The organism is [Pseudomonas] carboxydohydrogena (assembly GCF_029030725.1).
GTDB classification, from domain to species: domain Bacteria; phylum Pseudomonadota; class Alphaproteobacteria; order Rhizobiales; family Xanthobacteraceae; genus Afipia; species Afipia carboxydohydrogena.
Genome location: NZ_CP113162.1, coordinates 2,409,244 through 2,428,523, shown reverse-complemented (window position 1 = coordinate 2,428,523; position 19,280 = coordinate 2,409,244). Strand labels below are relative to the sequence as shown.

The 19,280-nt window shown below is 64.7% G+C and carries 20 protein-coding genes and 1 tRNA gene; 6 read left to right on the top strand and 15 right to left on the bottom strand.

Going from position 1 to position 19,280, the window contains the following annotated elements; translation table 11 throughout:
- The first annotated feature begins 198 nt into the window (after positions 1-198).
- Positions 199-1,584: a cell wall hydrolase gene (locus tag AFIC_RS11750; protein WP_275248713.1), complete on the top strand. Its 1,386-nt coding sequence runs from the start codon at positions 199-201 to the stop codon at positions 1,582-1,584.
- A gap of 10 nt (positions 1,585-1,594) precedes the next feature.
- On the opposite strand, the gene nadC is transcribed toward AFIC_RS11750, so the two are convergent.
- The 3 genes from nadC to nadA form a co-directional block, all read right to left on the bottom strand.
- On the bottom strand, positions 1,595-2,482 hold the full coding sequence (nadC, locus tag AFIC_RS11745; protein WP_275246420.1) for a carboxylating nicotinate-nucleotide diphosphorylase: 888 nt from the start codon (positions 2,480-2,482) through the stop codon (positions 1,595-1,597).
- A complete protein-coding gene (locus tag AFIC_RS11740; protein WP_275246419.1) occupies positions 2,479-4,077 on the bottom strand; it encodes an L-aspartate oxidase in 1,599 nt (532 codons plus the stop codon). Before AFIC_RS11740 ends, nadC begins: the two co-directional genes overlap by 4 nt.
- A 61-nt stretch (positions 4,078-4,138) precedes the next feature.
- Positions 4,139-5,245: a quinolinate synthase NadA gene (gene nadA / locus AFIC_RS11735; protein WP_275246418.1), complete on the bottom strand. Its 1,107-nt coding sequence runs from the start codon at positions 5,243-5,245 to the stop codon at positions 4,139-4,141.
- Between the two features lie 271 nt (positions 5,246-5,516).
- Here nadA and acuI point away from each other — a divergent pair, with 271 nt between their 5' ends.
- Positions 5,517-6,503 (top strand): acrylyl-CoA reductase (NADPH), encoded by a 987-nt coding sequence (gene acuI / locus AFIC_RS11730; RefSeq protein WP_275246417.1) that lies wholly within the window; start codon positions 5,517-5,519, stop codon positions 6,501-6,503.
- Positions 6,504-6,625: 122 nt separating this feature from the next.
- Positions 6,626-7,138: a hypothetical protein gene (locus tag AFIC_RS11725; RefSeq protein WP_275246416.1), complete on the top strand. Its 513-nt coding sequence runs from the start codon at positions 6,626-6,628 to the stop codon at positions 7,136-7,138.
- A gap of 96 nt (positions 7,139-7,234) precedes the next feature.
- Here the strand turns inward: AFIC_RS11725 and AFIC_RS11720 are convergent, their stop codons facing one another.
- From AFIC_RS11720 to ygfZ, 6 genes are all read right to left on the bottom strand, one after another.
- The gene (locus tag AFIC_RS11720) at positions 7,235-8,503 is read right to left on the bottom strand and encodes a DUF3422 family protein (RefSeq protein WP_275248712.1); all 1,269 of its coding nucleotides are present in this window, start codon (positions 8,501-8,503) and stop codon (positions 7,235-7,237) included.
- 187 nt (positions 8,504-8,690) lie between these two features.
- Complete coding sequence (locus tag AFIC_RS11715; RefSeq protein ID WP_275246415.1) at positions 8,691-9,674, bottom strand: NUDIX hydrolase; 984 nt, start codon at positions 9,672-9,674, stop codon at positions 8,691-8,693.
- 4 nt (positions 9,675-9,678) lie between these two features.
- Positions 9,679-10,185, bottom strand: a complete 507-nt coding sequence (locus AFIC_RS11710) for a tyrosine phosphatase family protein (protein WP_275248711.1) — start codon at positions 10,183-10,185, stop codon at positions 9,679-9,681.
- 69 nt (positions 10,186-10,254) lie between these two features.
- Positions 10,255-10,869, bottom strand: a complete 615-nt coding sequence (locus AFIC_RS11705) for an HD family hydrolase (RefSeq protein ID WP_275246414.1) — start codon at positions 10,867-10,869, stop codon at positions 10,255-10,257.
- Positions 10,866-11,483, bottom strand: a complete 618-nt coding sequence (locus AFIC_RS11700) for a DNA-3-methyladenine glycosylase I (RefSeq protein WP_275246413.1) — start codon at positions 11,481-11,483, stop codon at positions 10,866-10,868. The genes AFIC_RS11705 and AFIC_RS11700 overlap by 4 nt, the downstream gene beginning before the upstream one ends.
- Positions 11,480-12,355, bottom strand: coding sequence for a CAF17-like 4Fe-4S cluster assembly/insertion protein YgfZ (gene ygfZ / locus AFIC_RS11695; protein ID WP_275246412.1), 876 nt, complete (start codon positions 12,353-12,355; stop codon positions 11,480-11,482). The genes AFIC_RS11700 and ygfZ overlap by 4 nt, the downstream gene beginning before the upstream one ends.
- A 179-nt stretch (positions 12,356-12,534) precedes the next feature.
- Here ygfZ and AFIC_RS11690 point away from each other — a divergent pair, with 179 nt between their 5' ends.
- Positions 12,535-13,869 carry a dihydroorotase gene (locus tag AFIC_RS11690; RefSeq protein ID WP_275246411.1) on the top strand — a complete coding sequence of 445 codons (1,335 nt, stop codon included), beginning with the start codon at positions 12,535-12,537 and terminating at the stop codon, positions 13,867-13,869.
- Positions 13,870-14,029: 160 nt separating this feature from the next.
- Here AFIC_RS11690 and AFIC_RS11685 read toward each other — a convergent pair whose 3' ends face one another.
- The 4 genes from AFIC_RS11685 to AFIC_RS11670 all read right to left on the bottom strand — a co-directional run bounded on the left by AFIC_RS11685 (position 14,030) and on the right by AFIC_RS11670 (position 15,807).
- Positions 14,030-14,293 carry a hypothetical protein gene (locus AFIC_RS11685; protein ID WP_009340408.1) on the bottom strand — a complete coding sequence of 88 codons (264 nt, stop codon included), beginning with the start codon at positions 14,291-14,293 and terminating at the stop codon, positions 14,030-14,032.
- 129 nt (positions 14,294-14,422) lie between these two features.
- On the bottom strand, positions 14,423-14,800 hold the full coding sequence (locus tag AFIC_RS11680) for a TIGR02301 family protein (protein WP_275246410.1): 378 nt from the start codon (positions 14,798-14,800) through the stop codon (positions 14,423-14,425).
- A 79-nt stretch (positions 14,801-14,879) separates the two neighbouring features.
- A complete protein-coding gene (locus AFIC_RS11675) occupies positions 14,880-15,302 on the bottom strand; it encodes an NUDIX hydrolase (RefSeq protein ID WP_275246409.1) in 423 nt (140 codons plus the stop codon).
- Between the two features lie 4 nt (positions 15,303-15,306).
- On the bottom strand, positions 15,307-15,807 hold the full coding sequence (locus AFIC_RS11670; RefSeq protein ID WP_275246408.1) for a hypothetical protein: 501 nt from the start codon (positions 15,805-15,807) through the stop codon (positions 15,307-15,309).
- Between the two features lie 83 nt (positions 15,808-15,890).
- Here AFIC_RS11670 and AFIC_RS11665 point away from each other — a divergent pair, with 83 nt between their 5' ends.
- A complete protein-coding gene (locus tag AFIC_RS11665; protein WP_275246407.1) occupies positions 15,891-16,637 on the top strand; it encodes an SOS response-associated peptidase in 747 nt (248 codons plus the stop codon).
- A gap of 6 nt (positions 16,638-16,643) precedes the next feature.
- Here the strand turns inward: AFIC_RS11665 and AFIC_RS11660 are convergent, their stop codons facing one another.
- Both AFIC_RS11660 and AFIC_RS11655 read right to left on the bottom strand, forming a co-directional pair.
- Entirely contained in the window at positions 16,644-18,062 is a 1,419-nt protein-coding gene (locus AFIC_RS11660) for an FAD-binding oxidoreductase (protein WP_275246406.1), read from the bottom strand.
- On the bottom strand, positions 18,059-19,039 hold the full coding sequence (locus AFIC_RS11655) for an L-threonylcarbamoyladenylate synthase (RefSeq protein ID WP_275246405.1): 981 nt from the start codon (positions 19,037-19,039) through the stop codon (positions 18,059-18,061). Before AFIC_RS11655 ends, AFIC_RS11660 begins: the two co-directional genes overlap by 4 nt.
- Before the next feature lie 95 nt (positions 19,040-19,134).
- On the opposite strand from AFIC_RS11655, the gene AFIC_RS11650 reads away from it, so the two are divergent.
- A tRNA-Pro gene (locus tag AFIC_RS11650) sits at positions 19,135-19,211 on the top strand.
- Positions 19,212-19,280 lie beyond the last annotated feature (69 nt).

Here is a 19,280-nt window from a genome sequence, read left to right as displayed (position 1 = left end):
TTTTACCACACTGTGAAAACCGCCATTTACCAAGCATTGCGGCGTGATCGCTGAAATCGCGCGATATTATTGCGTGTGGCGCGCCTGCACGGCGATTAACCCAGCGGCAACTTTAATTCGATAACACCAAAAACGATCAAATTGCACTGAATGTGCGAGGAGATCGCGTGTGTGTAGTGTTGTTGCGTGAGCGTAATGATGGTTATGTTGCGTGACAGGCTGAAGGGCGCAAATTTTGCGCCCTTCAGTTTTGTTCTCTGCCTTCTTGCGATGACGCCGACCGAAATCGGCTATCAGGACATCGCCTCGCAGCTCGCTCATCAGGCGGGCGTCGCGCAGCGTTGGCAGCAGCATCTGTTCGCGACCCCGCGCAATGCGCTCCGCATCGCTTCCTTCAATTTCGTCCGCCCGATCGGCACCGATGTGCCCGATGCAGCGTCGGTGACGCTGGTGAGCCTTGGCGGACGCAATTCGGATATCACCGGCTCGCTCGGTGGCGGCAATCCGTTCGCTCCGGCGGTTCGCCCGTTGCAGGCTTCCGATTATCCGGTGGTGATGCGTGCCGCGAAGGGCGATCGCCTGCCGATGGCGGTGCCGCCCGCGCATTCCGTCTCGCCCGCGTCGCAGAATGTTCCGGCTGAAGATGCGAAAGCCGCTGTCGGGAACACGGCCGCAAGCGAGCCGCTCGATCAGGAATTGCAGGAAGCGCTGAATTCGCCGCGCCTGCCGCAATACGATGCGCCCAAAACCGATGACGGCGTGCTTGACGACAGCGCGTTGGCCGCGCTCCACGCGACGTCCAGCCATGCGGTCGCGCCGCGCGATCCCTTCACGGTCAAGACCGCGAGCCTGTTTTTCGGCAGCACCGCTCTCGGCGACACTGGCGAAACGCTGGAGCGCTGGCAGCCCGGCGAGGAGCCTGTCGTGATCCTGCCGAGCGGCGATCCGGACCTGAAGCAGCATGTTTCGCTGTCGCCGAATGCCGATCCGTCGGCGGGCGGCGAATCGATCGCGCCCAAGGGCGAGGTCAACACGGAATCTCCCGCGCAGCGCCTTCATCTCGATGCGCATGCGCGCGCCAAGGGCGAGAAGTGCCTTGCGGAAGCGGTGTATTTCGAGGCGCGGGGCGAAGCCGTGCGCGGCCAGATCGCGGTGGCGCAGGTGGTGATGAACCGCGTGTTCTCAGGCTTCTATCCGACAACGATCTGCGGCGTGGTCTATCAGAACAAGGGGCGGCATCTGGCCTGCCAGTTCACCTTCGCCTGCGACAATGTCCGCGATGTCATCAACGAGCCGGACATGTGGGAGCGGGCGAAGCGGATCGCCAAGGCGACGCTGGACGGCAAGCTGTGGCTGCCGGAAGTGGGCAAGTCCACGCATTATCACGCCTACTGGGTGCGCCCGTCATGGGTGCATGAGATGAAGAAGATGTATCGCTTCGGCGTCCATACCTTCTACAGGCCGAAGGCGTGGGGCGACGGCAAGGATGCGCCGAGCTGGGGCAATGCCGCGCAGACCGCGGAGATTTCCAAGGAACTGGTCGCGGAAGCAAAAAGCTCGGCTGAACTGGAAGCGAAGCGATAAGACGCCGCGCTTACACTTCAATATCCAGCGCGACGTCGAAATTCGGAGCCGAGTGGGTCAGCGCGCCGGATGAGACGTAGTCCACACCCGTTTTTGCGATCTCCGCGATGCGGTCCACGGTGACGCCGCCCGAGACTTCCAGCACCACGCGGCCGGATGCGATCTTGACCGCCTCGCGCAGCGTCGGGATGTCCATGTTGTCGAGCAACACGACATCGGCCAATCCGGTGTCGAGCACTTCGCGCAACTGATCGAGCGTGTCGACCTCGATCTCCACCTTGACGAGATGTCCCGCGACTGTCCGCGCCCGTTTCAGAACAGCCGCAACACCGCCCGCCACCGCGATGTGGTTGTCCTTGATGAGGATGGCATCGTCCAGCCCGAAGCGGTGGTTGAAGCCGCCGCCGCAGCGCACGGCGTATTTCTCCAGCGCGCGCAGGCCCGGCGTGGTCTTGCGGGTGCAGCAGATGCGCAGTTTGGTGCCTGCGGTCTGTTTCACATAGCTCGCCGTCAGCGTGGCGATGCCGGACAGACGCCCGGCGAAATTGAGCGCGACGCGCTCCGCCGCGAGCACGGCGCGGGCAGGGCCGGTGATCGTCAGCAGCGATTTGCCCTTCGCGACGGTCTCGCCGTCGCGGGCGTGGGCTTCGATCCTGATCTCCGGCGCAAGCTGCCGGAATGCCTCGATCGCGAGCGGCAGGCCCGCGATCACGCCGGGCTGCCGCGCGACCATGACCGCGCGGGCAGGGGTTGCTTCCGGAATGGTGGCGATGGAGGTGATGTCGCCGGCGCGGCCGAGGTCTTCCGCGAGCGCGTGCCGCACGGCGTCCGCGATGGTCGGCAGCGCCAGAAAGCCATCCGGGTAAAGCAGCGAGGCGGGGGACGTTGTTGCCGTCATGCCAGGCTCCCGATCACCTCGGCGAGCAAAGGCGCGCGCACCAAATCTGCCGCGACGTGCCGCGCGGCGGAGAGAGTCGTCATGGTGCGGCGGGCAAAATCGGAATTGGCCTTCGGAAAATCGGAGCGGAAATGCGCGCCACGGCTTTCCTCGCGGACATAGGCGCTGGTCGCGACGAGGAATGCCGTCGTCGCCATGTTGCGCAGCGCAATGCTTTCCGAGGCAGCTTTGATTTCGTCAAAGATGCGGATGGCCTTCGCGAGGCCATCGGCGTCGCGGATGACGCCGACATGGGCGCTCATGGTCTCGCGCAGTCTGGCCTCAAGGCTTTTTTCCGGCGCGGCCGAGTGTTCATTCGCGGCGGATGCGATGGGGTCCGGCGCCTGCCAGTGCAGGCGGCGGATATCGTCGGCGATGCGCGCGGCATAGACCACGGCTTCGAGCAGCGAGTTGGAGGCGAGGCGATTGGCGCCGTGCGCGCCGGTGGACGACACTTCGCCCGCGGCCCACAGGCCGACGATGGAGGAACGTCCGCGCCCGTCCACCGCGATGCCGCCCATGTGGTAATGCGCGGCGGGCGCGATCGGGATCGGCTGAGTGGCCGGATCGATGCCGCCCGCGAGGCAGCTTTCATAGACAGTCGGGAATTTTTGCGCGAACGCCGCGCCGACAGCCTTGGTGGCGTCGAGGAACGCTCCGCGCCCGGCGGCGATCTCCGCGAACACGCCGCGCGCGACGATGTCGCGCGGCGCAAGCTCGGCGAGAGGATCGATCTTGAGCATGAAACGCTCGCCGTCGCCGTTGATGAGCGTGGCGCCTTCGCCGCGCAGCGCTTCGGTCGCGAGAGGGGCGGGATCCTTGCCGATCATCACGGCGGTTGGATGAAACTGCACGAACTCCGGATCGGCGATCACGGCTCCCGCGCGGGCGGCGATGGCAAGGCCGCCGCCATAGGATTCGGCGGGGTTGGTGGTGACGGCATAGAGATGGCCGATGCCGCCGGTCGCGAGCACCACGGCGCGCGCGGGCAGCGCGAGCGTCTCTCCATTGGCGGTGCTGCGCAGCCGCAGTCCCGTCACCGCGCCACTCGCGACCAGCAGTTCCTCAGCGCTGTAGCCTTCGATCACCTTGATCGAGGGTGTCTTGCGCACGGCGTCGATCAACGCGGTGACGATGGCCTTGCCTGCGCGGTCGCCCTGAACGTGGACGATGCGGCGCGCGGAGTGCGCGGCCTCGCGGCCGACCGCGAGCCTGCCTTCAAGATCGCGGTCGAACGGCACGCCGTAGCGCAGAAGATCGTCGATGCGTTCGGCTGCTTCACCGGCGAGCCGATACGCCACGGTTTCATCGACGATGCCGCCGCCCACCGCGATGGTGTCGCGCGCGTGCGCTTCAGGCGTGTCGCCTTCGCCCACGGCCGCGGCGATGCCGCCCTGCGCCCAGACGCTGGACGCGCCTTCGCCGAGCGAGGCTGCGGAGATGACGGTGACGGGGCGCGGCGCGAGTTTCAGTGCGCAGAACAGGCCCGCAAGCCCCGCGCCGACGATGACGACATGGTCGGGCGACTGCACCCGAGCGGCTTCCTTGTGGCTCATGCCGTTTGCCTTTGATGCGCCGGCCGGCGGTCCATAAGGCCGCCGGCTGTCCGGCTTTTGGTCAGTTCTTCAGATTCACCATCCGCTCCACCGAGCGGCGGGCCTTGTCCGCGATCATCGGGTCGATCACGATTTCCTCGCGCATGTACAACAGGCTGTCGAGGATCTTCGGCAGCGTGATGCGCTTCATGTGCGGGCACAGATTGCACGGCTTGACGAAGTTGATCTCCGGCAATTCGGCCTGCACGTTGTCGGCCATCGAGCATTCGGTGACCATGACGACGCGCTTGGGCTTGTTGTTGCGAACCCAGTCGATCATGTGCGCGGTCGAGCCGGTGAAGTCCGCTTCATTGATGACGTCAGGCGGGCACTCCGGATGCGCGATGATCTGCACGTCCGGGTCGGCCGCGCGATAGCTGCGCAGTTCGTCGCCGGTGAAGCGCTCGTGCACCTCGCACGCGCCCTTCCAGGCGATGATCTTCACCTTGGTCTTGGTGGCGACGTACTTCGCCAGATACTGGTCCGGAAGCATGATGACGGTGTCGCTGCCGAGGCTCTCGACAACCTGAACGGCGTTCGAGGAGGTGCAGCAGATATCGACCTCCGCCTTCACATCGGCGGAGGTGTTGACGTAGGCGACCACCGGCACGCCGGGGAAGCGTTCGCGCAACAGCCGCACGTCCTCGCCGGTGATCGAGGAGGCAAGCGAGCAGCCCGCGCGCGAATCCGGGATCAGTACGGTCTTCGACGGATTCAGGATCTTCGAGGTCTCGGCCATGAAGTGCACGCCGCACTGGACGATGACATCGGCTTTCACCTTGGTCGCCTCGATGGCGAGCTTGAGCGAATCGCCGCCGACGTCGCCGACGCAATGGAAGATTTCCGGCGTCTGGTAGTTGTGCGCGAGGATCACGGCATTGCGCTCGCGCTTGAGGTCGTTGATCGCCTTGATGTAGGGCGCCATGAACGGCCACTCGACCGGCGGGATGACTTCCTTGACGCGCTCATAGAGATGCGCGGTCGCGCGCTCGATCTCGGGCGTCCATTCCAGCGAAGGGGACGGCAGCGAGGAAAACCTTTCGCGCGACGGGCAGCGAGCCGCCACGGGGGTGTGGGGGGCGGCGGGAGCGCCGAAATCTTCGGGGCCGAACAGTCCAGTCAGCGGCATTTTTCCCTCCAATATGCTCTATGTGAGCATATATGGTGTCTGAGAAAACCGGCGACAGCCGGTGCGTTGCTCCACCTGAACTTTCGCCGGTATGGCGATCAGTTATTCTCAACTGGAGCAAAACAAATATAACAGGTCTTTGACGCTCTCGCCAGAGCTTCCATTAAATTTATTGGGAGCGGAATAGGAGGGCTGCTGCATAACACCATCGTCGATTTGACGGCTTCTCCCTCGCCACTACTGTTCGCCTGCACGAACAAGGGAGTGAGTTGTGGGAACGTTCAAAGCCATCCGCATCGACAAGGCCGAAAAGGGCACCGTCGCGGCGCTGACGCAGTTCGACGAAAGCGAGTGGATGGAGGGCGATGTCGTCGTCGCCGTCGAATGGTCGACCCTCAATTACAAGGACGGCCTTGCGCTCACCGGCAAGGGACCGGTGGTGCGGCGCTTTCCGATGATCGCAGGCATCGACTTCGCGGGCACCGTGATCTCGTCGGAGCATCCGAAGTGGAAGGCGGGCGACAAGGTGATCGGCACCGGCTGGGGCATGGGCGAAACCCACCTCGGGGCCTATGCCGAGAAAACCCGCGTCAAGGGCGACTGGCTGGTGCGTTTGCCCGAGGGCATGAGCGCGCGCGAGGCGATGGCCATCGGCACGGCTGGCTTCACCGCCATGCTGTCGGTGCTGGCGCTGGAAAAGCACGGCATCACCCCGAAGGACGGCGCGGCGATCGTCACCGGCGCTGTCGGCGGCGTCGGCTCGGTCGCGGTGAGCCTGCTGGCGAAGGCCGGCTATCACGTCATCGCCTCCACCGGCCGCGCCAGCGAAAGCGGCTACCTCAAGGATCTCGGTGCGGCCGAGATTATCGGCCGCGACGAACTCTCCGGACCCGCCAAGCCGCTCGCCAAGGAGCGCTGGGCGGCGGGCGTGGACAGCGTCGGCTCGACGACTCTCGCCAACGTGCTGTCGATGACCAGGGCCCATGGCGCCATCGCCGCCTGCGGGCTCGCGGCGGGCATGGACCTGCCTGCCACGGTTGCGCCCTTCATTTTGCGCGGGGTGTGCCTTTTGGGTATCGACTCGGTGATGTGCCCGCTGCCGCTGCGGGAGACTGCCTGGGCGCGGCTGGCGAAGGATCTGGATAAGGCAAAACTTGCTGAAATAACTCGCGAAATTACGCTCGACGAGGTGATTGCCGCCGGTTCCGACATCCTCGCGGGCAAGGTTCGCGGCCGGGTGGTGGTGAAAATAGCCTGAGGATGTTCAGGCTTTGCAAACCATAGTGCTCCATTGTTGCCATGGTTGATATGGTAATCAGGGACTTAAGATCGGCGTCTGTCGCGGTCTCATCCCGAATGTCACGAGTTGGAGTGGTTCGCATGTTCGCGCGATTGGCTTTTGGTGTTGCGCTTGCCGGGTGCGCCGTCGCGCCGGCTTTCGCCGAGCAGATGGACGCCAGTCAGGCGCGCAAGTTCGTCGCCAACAAGCTGTTCTCCTTCACCTGCTTCGACGGCACCAAGGGCGCCGGGCGGATCTATGAAGACGGCTCCGCGGCGGGATCGGTCCAGTTCGGCGGTTCGGGTCCGCTGCGCCATATGCGGTTGCCGAGCAACACGCTTCAGGTTCGCTCAAATGCGGTCTGCGCCTCGATCAAGGGCATGCCGTTCGAGCCGTGCTTCAACCTGAATAAGTACGACGAAGTCAGCTTCCGTGGTTCGGTGTCCGGACTCGGATTCGCTTATTGCGATTTCCATCGTCAGGGCAACGTCCGTACCTTCCTGACGCGGATGATCCGCAAGCCGCGCGCGCTGCATCCGCCGCACAAGACGGAAGCAAGCGCCGAGGTGCGTTCCGAGCCGGTGGCGGAATTGCGCCGGACCAAGGCCGACTAGGTTTCAGCATCTGAATCGAACCGGGACTTCTTATCCCGTCCCTCCCGCGCAGGCGGGAATCCCCGCTTGCGCGGGGACGCATAGGGTCGTCATCCCTCAATCGTGCGAGATGTGGTGCTTGCGAATGCGCCGTACGATCGCCCAGATGGTCAGTGCCGCGACCGGGATGAAGCCTGCGATCATGTAGGCCGGCTCGATGTGGATGTAGCCGGTTTCGTGGGCCGCTTTGGCGACGTAACCGAACAGACTGACCACATAATAGGTAATCGCCGCGACCGACAGTCCTTCGACCGTGGTCTGCAACCGAAGCTGCATCCGCGTGCGCTCGTTCATCGATTTCAGCAGTTCCTGATTCTGCTTTTCCAGTTCGACATTGACGCGGGTGCGCAACAGGTCGGCGGCGCGTGACAGCTTCAGCGACAGTTCGCTCTGCCGCGCCTCGGTGGTGATGCAGGTGCGGATCGCGGGGGCCATTCGCCGCGCGAGGAACGAGGTCCATGTCGGCAGGCCGCCCATCTTGCGCTCGCCGATGGTTTCCAGCCGCTGATGGACGATCTCGTCATAGGCGCGGGTCGCGCCGAAACGGAACACGCTGGCGGCGGCGCCGGCCTCGAGGTCGGCGGCGAGGGCAGCGAGTTCGTCGAGGAGCTGGCGGTTGCTGCCGAGGTCGTTGGCCTCGCGCATCTTCTGCGTCACTTCGGCGAGCTTGTGTTCGATCCGGCTGATCGAGGGCGACAGCCGCTGGGCTTCGGGCAGGCCGAGCAGCGCCAGAGTCCGGTAGGTCTCGATCTCAAGCACGCGCTGTACGAGGGCACCGGCCCGGTCGCTCGCAAGGCCGTTGTCGGTGATGAGGATGCGGACGAAGCCCGAAGGATCGAGCCGGAAGTCGGTCGCATAGGACGCGCTGCCGTCGGAATTCTCGGCGCTCGCAAGGCTCGCGCGATCGAAAATCTCCTCAATGGACAGATGGTTCGGGTCCTTCCGCAGGATGTGCAGATCAATCGCGACCAGCAGCGGGCCGGGCTGGGGAATGGCGCGGGTCTGCGGTTCCAGCACCGCGACGCCCGGCGTGAACGGCGCGTCGCTCGCTGCGGCGGGCATTTCCCAGGTGTAGGTGGTGAATTCGGAATGCTGCTCCCAGCGCAGTACCGTTGAGCCGAGAGCGACACGGTAATGCTTTTCCGAAGGCAGGGGCCCGGCGATGCCGCGCGTGGTGCAGAACGCGAAAAGGTTGACCCGGTCGGTCTGCGCCGCGGCTTCGTTGGTGTGGAAGGCGAAGTGCAGAATGCGCCGGGGTACCGCGAGGGCGGTGAAGGGGCGCGCGTGCAGCTCGTTAAGGATCGCCGCGCGCAGCCGGTGCGGCATCAGTGGGGGAAGCGTGGCCGGTTCGTTTGACGGTTCGGCAGTCGTATCATTGTGATTCAAAGGCTTAAATCCTGAAAATCCATCCGGGACGGCAATACCTGAAACGGGTGGCTTTTTCAGGCGGCTTTGGCGCTGTGTAAAGTCTTTTCGTGAAACTGGTTAGCGCCGGGCGGATGCGAGAATAAAATTATCTCCGCGCGCGCACCCGCAGGCCCGGAGCGGGGCGCTCCTGCAAGACCTCGCGGCGAAAACGAAACAGGGCGGCGGGCCGTCCGCCCGTCCGCGTGGACATTTCCCCCGTCGGCTCGGTCAGCGCGCCCGCTTCGACGAGGCGCCGGAAATTCTGTTTGTGCAGATGGCGGCCGGAGATCGCTTCCACGGTGTGCTGCAATTCCGTCAGGGTGAATTCCGGCGGCAGCAGCTCGAACACCACGGGGCGGTATTTCAGCTTGGAGCGCAGCCGCGCGATGGCGGTCGCCAGAATGCGGCGGTGGTCGAAGCGCATCGCGACGCCGAGCGCGGGCAGCGACTTGCGCGCGAGTGCCGCCGAACGCCCATCGCGTTTGGCTTCCTCGACGAGACCCGCCTCATAGAGAAGTTCGTAGCGGTCGAGGACATGCTCCTCGTCCCAATGGGTGCCTTCGGCGCCAAAGTAAAGCCGCACGCGATCGGCGCGGCCAAGCGCCCGGCTGGCGTTACGCGCATTCGATGCTTCCGCCCACGCTTGCAGGGCGGGAAGAATGTCCCGGTCGATCATCGCGGGCTTGGCCACGCGCCAGTCTTCCCAGGGGAAGTAGCGGTACCACGGCTCGAATGCCGCGCCCTCGACCTTGGGAGAGGATTCCCCATCGGCGCTGCGCGTCAGCGCAAGATAGCCGATGGAGGCGACGTGAACGCCGGTGTGGTCGAGTGTTGCGTGGCGGCCCCGGTCGCCGAAGGTGTAGAGCTGCTCGACATAGCCGAGTTGCAGGCCGGTCTGTTCGGCGACCCATGCACGCAGGCCGATTTCAAAAGTGCGATGGCTCACCGCGTCGAACGGGCCGAACGGCAGTCCTGCGAGTTCATCCTGCCCGCTGCCCGGTGCGGTGAGGATCAGTGGCTCGTTGTCGTTGATCGACACGATGGCGGCGGTGAGGCCGATCTCGATAGGGGTCAGCGACTTCTCTGCCATCGCCTCACTCGAGATGGATCTGGAACGGACGGCCTTCGAGCACGGCGGCCCCCGGACCCATGTGTTCGACCGCACGGATCATGCGGCCGTCGCGGCCGAGTGCGCGATCGGCCAGTTGTACGATCAGCCTGTTCGGGCTGGCGCTCGGAGAGGCCGCGCGCATGGCGCTCGCGATGTCGTTTTCGTCGCGATCGGGATTGAGCGCGCAGACCGCCATGAACGCCGTCGCCGTGGAGCGGCTGATTCCGGCGAAGCAATGGACCACGAGCGGCGCGCGGCGGTCCCAGCGCCGGATGAAATCGAGCGTGGTGTCGATATGCGCGGCGGCGGGAGCCGTGAAGCCGTTGGCGATTTCGGTGATGTCGTCCATCGAGACGCGCAGATGGTTGGCATCGAGAACGGAAGCAGGTGTTTGCGCCTTCTCCACCTTGCCCATCACCGTGATGATGTGGCTCGCGCCGATGGCGGCGACGGTCGGATGAAGTTCGGCAAGCGAGCAGACGTGGATCATCATGGCCTCTGACTATGCCCTCTATACGTCAGGGCGCAGCGCCGTGAAAGCGCGTAAAAACTGGAATAGTCACGCTATCAGCGACTGGCAGCGGGCGAGGAACTGCCGTTCTGCCTTGGTGGCGGACCACGGTGTGAGATAAGTCTCGACGGTCGCCGGATTGAGCTTGGGATCGCGGCCGAACAGGCGCCTCGCCTCCGCCTGGCTGAAACCGGCAAGATGTGTCGCCTCCAGGTAAGCCGCGCCCATGTCGGCGGCCTTGATCAGGGCTTCGATATCGGCGGGCAGCGCGGCGGGCAGGCCGAAATGCAGATGGATCGCCGCGAGCAGCCGTTTCTCCACCGCCTTGTAGGACCCGCCGATCACCGCCTTGAACGGCGAGATCATGTCGCCGATCACGTATTCGGGCGCGTCGTGCAACATTGCCGCGAGCCGCACGCGGCGGTCGATGCGCGGCGCGCGCGTGCGCAGCACTTCCTCGACCAGCAGCGTGTGCTGCGCGACGGAGAAAATATGTGCGCCGTGGGTCTGCCCGTTCCAGCGCGCGACGCGGGCAAGCCCGTGCGCGATGTCGGCGACTTCGACATCCAGGGGCGACGGATCGAGCAGGTCGAGCCGCCGTCCCGACAGCATGCGCTGCCACGCGCGGGCGGCCTTCTTCGGAGGCGTGTGTTTCGCGGTCATCTGGTCTTGCGCGCGCGTTTGGGTTTGCCGCAGGTGGCGTGGCAATGGCAGGTGACCATGTGATCGTTGACCATGCCGGTTGCCTGCATGAAGGCATAGACGATGGTGGGGCCGACGAACTTGAAGCCGCGCTTCACAAGCTCCTTCGACATCGCGATCGATTCCGGCGTCGATACCGGCACCTGACTCTTGCTGCGGAAGCGGTTCACCTTCGGCGCGCCGCCGACAAAGCTCCACAACAGTTTCGAAAAGCCGGGGCCTTCCTTCATGATGACGAGGTAGGCCTGCGCGCTTTTCACCGCGCCCTCGATCTTGGCACGGTTGCGCACGATACCGGCATCGCTCATCAGCGCGGCGATTTTTTTCGCGTCATAGCGCGCGATCTTCGCCGGGTCGAAATCGTCGAAGGCTTTGCGGAAATTGTCGCGCTTGCGCAGGATGGTGATCCACGACAGCCCCGCCTGAAAGCCATCGAGGATCAGTTTCTCGAACAGCGCGCGGTCGTCATATTCCGGCACGCCCCATTCCTCGTCGTGATAGGCGACGTAGAGCGGGTCCTCGCCCGGCCACGCGCAACGCAAAACCTTTGCTGCCTTTGCTGGCGCGGCGCTCATGCGGATGCCTTCTTCGGCGGCACGATGTCCTGCGGAACGATGAAGGACAATGCGTGCCCGTCCGCGACAACCGGCGTGCCTGCCTCCACGGCATCCGCGACGCGGTCGATCCGCAACAAGGCCAGTCCGCGATCGCCCGCCGACGAGCCGAGCGTGCCGAGCGTCTTGTCGCCCGCCGTCACCGGCGTTCCCGCCGCGATGGCATCGCCAAGGCCGATGCGAACGATGCGGGTGCGCGCGGTGCCGCGATGCTGCATGCGGGAGACGACTTCCTGGCCGATGTAGCAGCCCTTGTCGAAATCGACGCCGTGCAGTCGGTCCATGTTGGTATCGTGCGGGAAGGCGTCGTTGTAGCTGAAGTCGATGCCGCCGCGCGGCGCGCCGCAGCGGATGCGATGCGCGTCGTAGTCGCTTTCATCGACCATTTCCGCGCCGATGGCGGCGGCGGCTTTGTTCGCCAGTTCAGCAGGCACCAGCACGCGCCAGCCGAGAGACTCATCGCGCGGATCGGCGAAAGCGAGATCGGGCGTCATCTGCGGCGTTCCGTCCCAGACGGCGAGCACGCCGAAAGCGTCCGAGAGATTTTCGATCGCGACCTTGGCGCGCAGCTTGTAGATCGACAGGCGCGCGGTGAGCGGTTGCGCCAGCGATTTCGGGCAATCGAGCAGGAAGCCGCCGCCATGGCCTGCCGGTATTTCGGTGACGAGAAAATCGGCGATGATCTTGCCCTGCGGCGTCAGCAGCGCGCCGAAGCGTCCGAGACCGGGCCGGACCAGATCGATATTGGTGGTGACGAGGCCGTTGAGAAAGTGGCGGGCGTCCTCGCCGCCGACTTTGACCACGCCCCGATCGGTGAGAAATGCGGATTTCATGGGATTCTTGAGTGGCGGATTCGTGATCGAGAGGTTGACCGGCAGAAGTTTTGCGAAGAATCGCGCAACGCCGATATCGCTATGAAACGTAAGGCTGTAAGGTGCGCGCAACAAGCCCCGCGCAGGTTCGCGCGGACCAAATTATGGCACCTCGCAAACCTCATTCGGCATTCAGAATAATGGCTCAGACCTTCGATCTCATCCTCAAATCCGGAACCGTGGTCAATCAGGACGGGGAGGGCGTGCGCAATATCGGCGTCACCGCGGGCAGGATCGCCGCGCTCGACGTGCCGGATAACGCCAGCGCGGGCGAGGTGATCGATTGCAAGGGCCTGCACATCCTGCCCGGCGTGATGGACACGCAGGTGCATTTCCGCGAACCGGGCCTCACGCACAAGGAAGATCTGGAAACCGGCTCGCGCAGCGCGGTGCTGGGCGGCGTCACGGCGGTGTTCGAGATGCCGAACACTAATCCGCTGACCATTACGGAAGAAACCTTCACCGCCAAGATCAAGGCCGCGCATCACCGCATGCATTGCGACTTCGCCTTCTTCATCGGCGGCACGCGCGAGAACTATCGCGAATTGCCCGAACTGGAGCGCGCGCCGGGCTGCTCGGGCGTCAAGGTGTTCATCGGATCATCGACTGGCAGCCTGCTGGTGGAGGATGACGACGGCCTGCGGAAAATTCTCGGCGTGATCCGCCGCCGCGCCGCGTTTCATGCCGAGGACGAGTATCGGCTGAACGAGCGCAAGAATCTGCGCATCGAAGGCGACCCGCGCTCGCATCCGGTGTGGCGCGACGAAACGGCGGCGCTGATCGCGACGCAACGCCTTGTCGGCATCGCGCGCGAATACGGCAAGCGGATTCACGTCCTGCATATTTCGACCAAACAGGAGATCGACTATCTGCGCGACCACAAGGATGTCGCGACCTGCGAGGCGACGCCGCATCACCTCACGCTGGCGGCCCCGGAATGCTACGAGCGGTTAGGGACCCGCGTGCAGATGAATCCGCCGGTGCGCGATGCCAGCCATCGCGAGGCGATCTGGCGCGGCATCTCGCAGGGCATCGTCGATGTGCTCGGCTCCGATCACGCGCCGCATACGCTGGAGGAGAAGTCGAAGACCTATCCGGCGTCGCCCTCGGGCATGACCGGCGTGCAGACGCTGGTGCCGATCATGCTCGATCATGTGAATGCAGGGCGGCTGTCGCTGGCGCGGTTCGTCGATCTGTCGAGCGCGGGACCCGCGCGCATCTTCAACATGGCCTGCAAGGGCCGCATCGCCGCCGGGTACGATGCCGACTTCACTGTGGTCGACATGAAGCGCAGCGAGACGATCCGCAACGCGGACAACGCCTCGCGCGCGGGCTGGACGCCTTATGACGGCGTGAAGGTGAAGGGCTGGCCGGTCGGCACCATCGTGCGCGGGCAGCGGGTGATGTGGCAGGGCGAGGTGGCGACGCCGTCGCAGGGCGAGCCGGTGCGCTTTGTGGAAACGCTGAAGCCGTAGTTATCGTTGTTCCCGCGCAGGCGGAAAACCAGAGCATGATGAGACGAGGTTTGTCCGACGGCGTCATCCTGAGGTGCGAGGGCGTCAGCCCGAGCCTCGAAGGATAAGGCCGTCGCCCTTCGAGGCCATTGCTTCGCAATAGCACCTCAGGGTGACGGTGCTACTGCTTGAACATCACCACCGAGAACTCGCCGCTGCGAATGCGCGCGGGCAGGCCCTCGACGAATTTCGCGACCGCATCTTCGCCATAGGTATTCACGAGTTCGGCGAAGGCCGCGAACAGGCTCGCTTGCGCGAGGCAGTCGCCGTCGATGCCGTCGTGAAGCGCTTCGGCCCACGCCTCGTTCAGATACGTCAGCGCGGCCTGCTTCTGCTCTTGGTCGGGGAGCGGAGCGCGGGAAGGGGCAAGAGGCGAATACGACATGAACGAAGACAATCCGGAATCGGGCGCGAAAGCGCCGTGGCAATGTCCCCGAGCTTTAACATGCAGCGCGGGCCATCCCAGCCAGTTCTTGCGAAAAGGTTAATTTAAAGGGGACGGCTGTCGATAACTTCAGTTCGCGTAGCGCGAGGTCAGGTTCCGGGAAATGTCGGCCCCCTCGATCAGGTACCGGCGGACCACCAGATGGGCGGCCGGGGTGCAGGTCCGGTAGGTCTGCTGGAAACCGTTATAGCCGCGGTTGAAACTCGCGATCATCCGGGTGCGGCGGTCGCCGGATGGCGTCTCGGCTTCGAGCAAGGCCTGCATTTCGGTTCGCCATTTCTGGCCGTCACTGGTTCCGCAGATGCCGCGCAGGTAATGCAGCGCGCCCATGATTTCAGCCAGACGCTGAAGGTCGGCGTCGAACGGCGCGGCCTCGTCCTCCGCGCGGACGGTGGCCGGCAGCAGGATCGAGCAGGTCAGGAGCACGGCGAGGAAATGGCGCAGCATGGCGGCGGTCTTAGCCTTCCCGGCCCAAAGAACGCAACAAGGGAAGCAGGCTGGTTCAGGAAGGAGAGCCTGTGATGGCCTAGACGCCCACGATCCGGCAGGCGTCGGCGATCACCTCGTGCAGCCCCTCCGTGACCGTGAGGCCGCCGGTCTCGCCGGGGTCGAACCAGCGGGCTTCCGCAAGCTCGTCGTTGAGCGCGACCTCGCCGGACACCCAGCGCGCCGCGAACGGCAGGATGATGAAATGCCCGTGCCCGGACTGGGCGTGCAGCATTTCGCGGACCCCGGCCGATCCGGCGATCTCGATCGTCAGCCCGGTTTCCTCGAGGATTTCACGCTTGAGCGCCTCGGCCATGGTTTCGCCGGACTCGATGCGGCCGCCGGGAAAGGTCCAGCGCACGCCCTTGGGGTCGTTGGCCCGGCGTGTCAGGAGGATCTTGCTGTCGCGGAAAATGCCTGCGCTGACCGCGACCTGCGGCCGTGCGGTGATGGGGTCGGTCACGTCTTCAGGATTCCATGATGCTGTCGATGTCGGTTCCGTCCGAGACACCGTGGATCAAAGCGCCGGCCATCGCAAGCAAAGGCTGTATCCAGCCGATGGCCTCGGTTGCGAGTCTGGCGCGGGTCGCATCCTGCGTGGTGCTGCGCATGCCCTGGCTCACGGCCACCAGAATATCCCGCATCGAGCCGATCACCCGGTCGAACTCGGCTTTCAGCGCGACCTCGGACCGTTCGTAGGCCTGGATCGTGAGTTCCCTGGCCTTGAGGTTGGAGCCCTCGAAATGCTCGCGATAGGTCAGGGGCCGCCAGTTCAGGAAATCCTCGGCGCATTCCGGCATGTCCGGGATCATTTCCAGAAGCATGATCGCTTCGTTGAAATGGTTCAGATAGTCGGTCGCGAGTCCTGTGCGCGGATTGATGTTGTTATCCTTCAACAACTGTCGGCGTGCCGCCTGGGCGGCCGCATCCGGCAGGTTCGTCGAGGCTGTGGCTTGGGATAACGCCATCGGGTGCTTTGAGGGGTCACAGGAACGGCTTAGACATTACAGGACGGCAATTAATGATCGGTATCCGGTTATAGGGGCGCGGGATGTGCGGACGATTTACGCTGACCTCGGCTCCGGCGATCCTGTTGCATGCATTCGGCTATGCCGAGCAGCCGAATTTTCCGCCCCGCTACAATATCGCGCCGACGCAGCCGGTGGCGGTGGTGGCCGGTGAGGCGAGCGGCCGGCATTTCCGGCTGATGCGCTGGGGCTTCATCCCGGCATGGGTCAAGGACCCGAAAACATTCTCGCTGGTCATCAATGCCCGTTCCGAAACCGTGCTGGAGAAGCCTGCCTTCCGCAACGCGATCCGGCGGCGGCGCTGCCTGATCCCGGCTGACGGCTATTACGAGTGGCAGGTCAGGGGCAAGCACAAGCAGCCTTTCTTCATTCATCCGCGCGACGGTGCGCCGATGGGACTGGCGGCGGTCGCGGAAACATGGGCCGGTCCCAACGGGGAGGAACTCGACACCGTGGCGATCGTCACGGCAGCGGCGCGGGAGGAGATGGCGCATCTGCATGCGCGGGTGCCGGTGGTGATCGCGCCGCGCGACTATGCCTGCTGGCTGGAGGGCGGTGAGATTGCGACGGCAGAGGCCGTTACTCTTTTGCAGCCGCCGCCTTCGGGCAGCCTCGCGTGGCATCCGGTATCGACTGACGTCAATCGTGTCGCCAACGATCACGCGGGATTGCTATCGCGCATCGAACTCTTTGGTGAGGTCGTGAAGCCGGAGGCATCGCTGCGTCCCTCTCGTCGCGTGTTGGACGAGAGACAGGGCTCGTTGTTCTAGCAGTCCTCACACCACCTTGCCCGGATTGAGGATGTCGAGCGGATCGAGCGTGCGCTTGAGCGCGCGCATCAGGTCGAGCGCCACCGGGTCCTTCACGCGCGGCAGTTCTTCCCGTTTCATCAGGCCGATGCCGTGTTCGGCGGAAATCGAGCCGCCGTGCTGGCGCACGATGGCGTGGACCACATCGTTGACTTCATGCCAGCGCGCGACGAACGCGGCCTTGTCCGCGCCGACCGGCTGGCTGATGTTGTAATGGATGTTGCCGTCGCCGAGATGGCCGAACGCCACCGGCCGCGTGCCGGGAATTAGTTTCGTGACGGCCGCGTCCGCATCGATGAGAAACTGCGGCACGGCGGCCACAGGCACCGAGACATCGTGCTTGATCGAGCCGCCTTCCGGCTTCTGCGCGTGGGAGATCACTTCGCGCAAGGTCCAGAACGCCTGCCGCTGATCGAGATTCGCGGCGATCACGGCGTCATCGACGAGGCCCGCTTCCATCGCGGCTTCGAGCGCGCCTTCGATCAGCGTGCGTCCATCGTCGCGCGGCGACGAGATTTCCATCAGCACGTACCACGGATGCGGTTCCGACAGCGGCGCGCGCAGTCCCGGGCCGTGCTTGAGCGCGAACTGTACCGCGATGTCGGCGATCAGTTCGAAACTGGTAAGCGCGCTGCCCGCATGCGATTGCGACAGCGCCAGAAGTTCGAGCGCGGCCTCGGGCGATGCGAGGCCGACGAACGCGGTTTCAATCGTGCGGGGTTTCGGCATCAGTTTCAGCACGGCGGCGGTGATGATGCCGAGCGTGCCTTCCGCGCCGATGAACAGATTGCGCAGGTCGTAGCCGGTGTTGTCCTTCTTCAGCTTCGACAGGCCGTTGAGAACGCGCCCGTCAGCCAGCACGACTTCAAGCCCGAGCACGAGATCGCGCGCCACCCCATAGGACAGTGCGGCGATGCCGCCCGCGTTGGTGGAGAGATTGCCGCCGATGGTGCAGCTTCCCTCCGAGCCGAGCCACAGCGGGAAGATGCGGTCCGCTTTCTCCGCCGCGACATGCGCGTTGGCGAGGATGACGCCGGATTCGCAGATCATGGTGTTGGAGGACGTGTCGATCTCGCGCACCTTGTCCATCCGGCGTAGCGAAAGAAGAATTTCGCCGTGATGGGGGATCTGCCCGCCCACGAGGCCGGTGTTGCCGCCCTGCGGCACCAGCGGGGTTTTCGTCTCCGTCGCCAGCTTGCAGATCGCGGCGACTTCGTCCGTGGAGCCCGGGCGCAGGATCAGCGGAGAGTGGCCCTGATAAAGACCTCGCTCCTCGACGAGATAGGGCGTTTTCTCGTCGCCATCCATGATGGCGTGCTTGTCGCCGACGATGGCGCGGAAACGCGCCAGCAAATCTGCCGGAAGAGGGGAGGTGCTTGTCATCATGAGGGCCGGTCGGCTGCGGCGCGGCGCAGGCGATCGTTGATCGCTTCACCGAGGCCGTGGGAGGGAATGGGCATGACCGCGATGGTCCGTGTGGCTGTATCGTCCAGCGTTCGCAGATGGCCGAACAGATTGGCCGCCGCCTCGATCAGGTCGCCGCGCGGCGAGAGATTGAGCGTGCGCTCAGGCCGTGCGCCGGGCAGCGCCTCGCCGAAGGCGAGCAGCGCCTCGTCGTTTTTCACGTCCGTCGCGTTCAGCCGGACGGCGGCCTTGGGCGCGTAATGGGATTCCAGCATGCCGGGCGCGAGCGGATTGTCATGCCCCGGCGCGGTTTCGATTCGTCCAAGCGAGATACCCAGCACACCCTCGATCTCATCGCGAGGGGTGCCGCCCGGCCGCAGCAGCACGGGCGCGCCGGTGCATCCGATGATGGTGGATTCCACGCCGACATTGACCGGCCCGCCATCGACGATCAGGTCGATGCGGCCGTCGAGGTCATGGAGCACATGCGCGGCGGTGGTGGGCGAGACGTGGCCCGAACGATTGGCGGACGGAGCAACGATCGGCCGGCCGAGCGCTTTCAGAATGGCGAGAGCCACCGGATGGGCCGGAATCCGCACCGCGACGGTATCGAGGCCCGCCGTGGCGAGTTCGCTCACAGGGCATCCGGGCGCCTTGGGCAGCACCAGCGTCAGCGGTCCCGGCCAGAAGGCTTGGGCGAGTTTCAGGGCGGTTTCGCTAAAGACGGCGACGCGCTGTGCGGCTTCCAGCGTCGGCAGATGAGCGATAAGCGGGTTGAAGGAGGGGCGCCCCTTGGCCGCGTAAAGCCGGGCCACAGCCTCGCCGTTGGTCCCGTCCGCGCCGAGGCCGTAGACGGTCTCGGTGGGGAAGGCGACCAAACCGCCAGCCGCAAGGCATTCGGCGGCGGGGCGCGCCGCGTCGGCTCCGGGAACGGTTTTTGTGGTCAAAATCAGGCTCATGGCCCCTTTTATGGGCGCTGGAAAGGGCGGCGTCAAAGTGCTTCTCACGCGCCTTGCAGGGCGAGGGGTGCACGGTTATAAGACCGGCCTCACGTCGGAGTATAGCGCAGCCCGGTAGCGCACCTGCTTCGGGAGCAGGGGGTCGCAGGTTCGAATCCTGCTACTCCGACCATTCCGCCCGTCCCGGCCTCACCACACTCTATATTTACAGCCGCGTCCGCACACGATCGCCGGGCGTGCC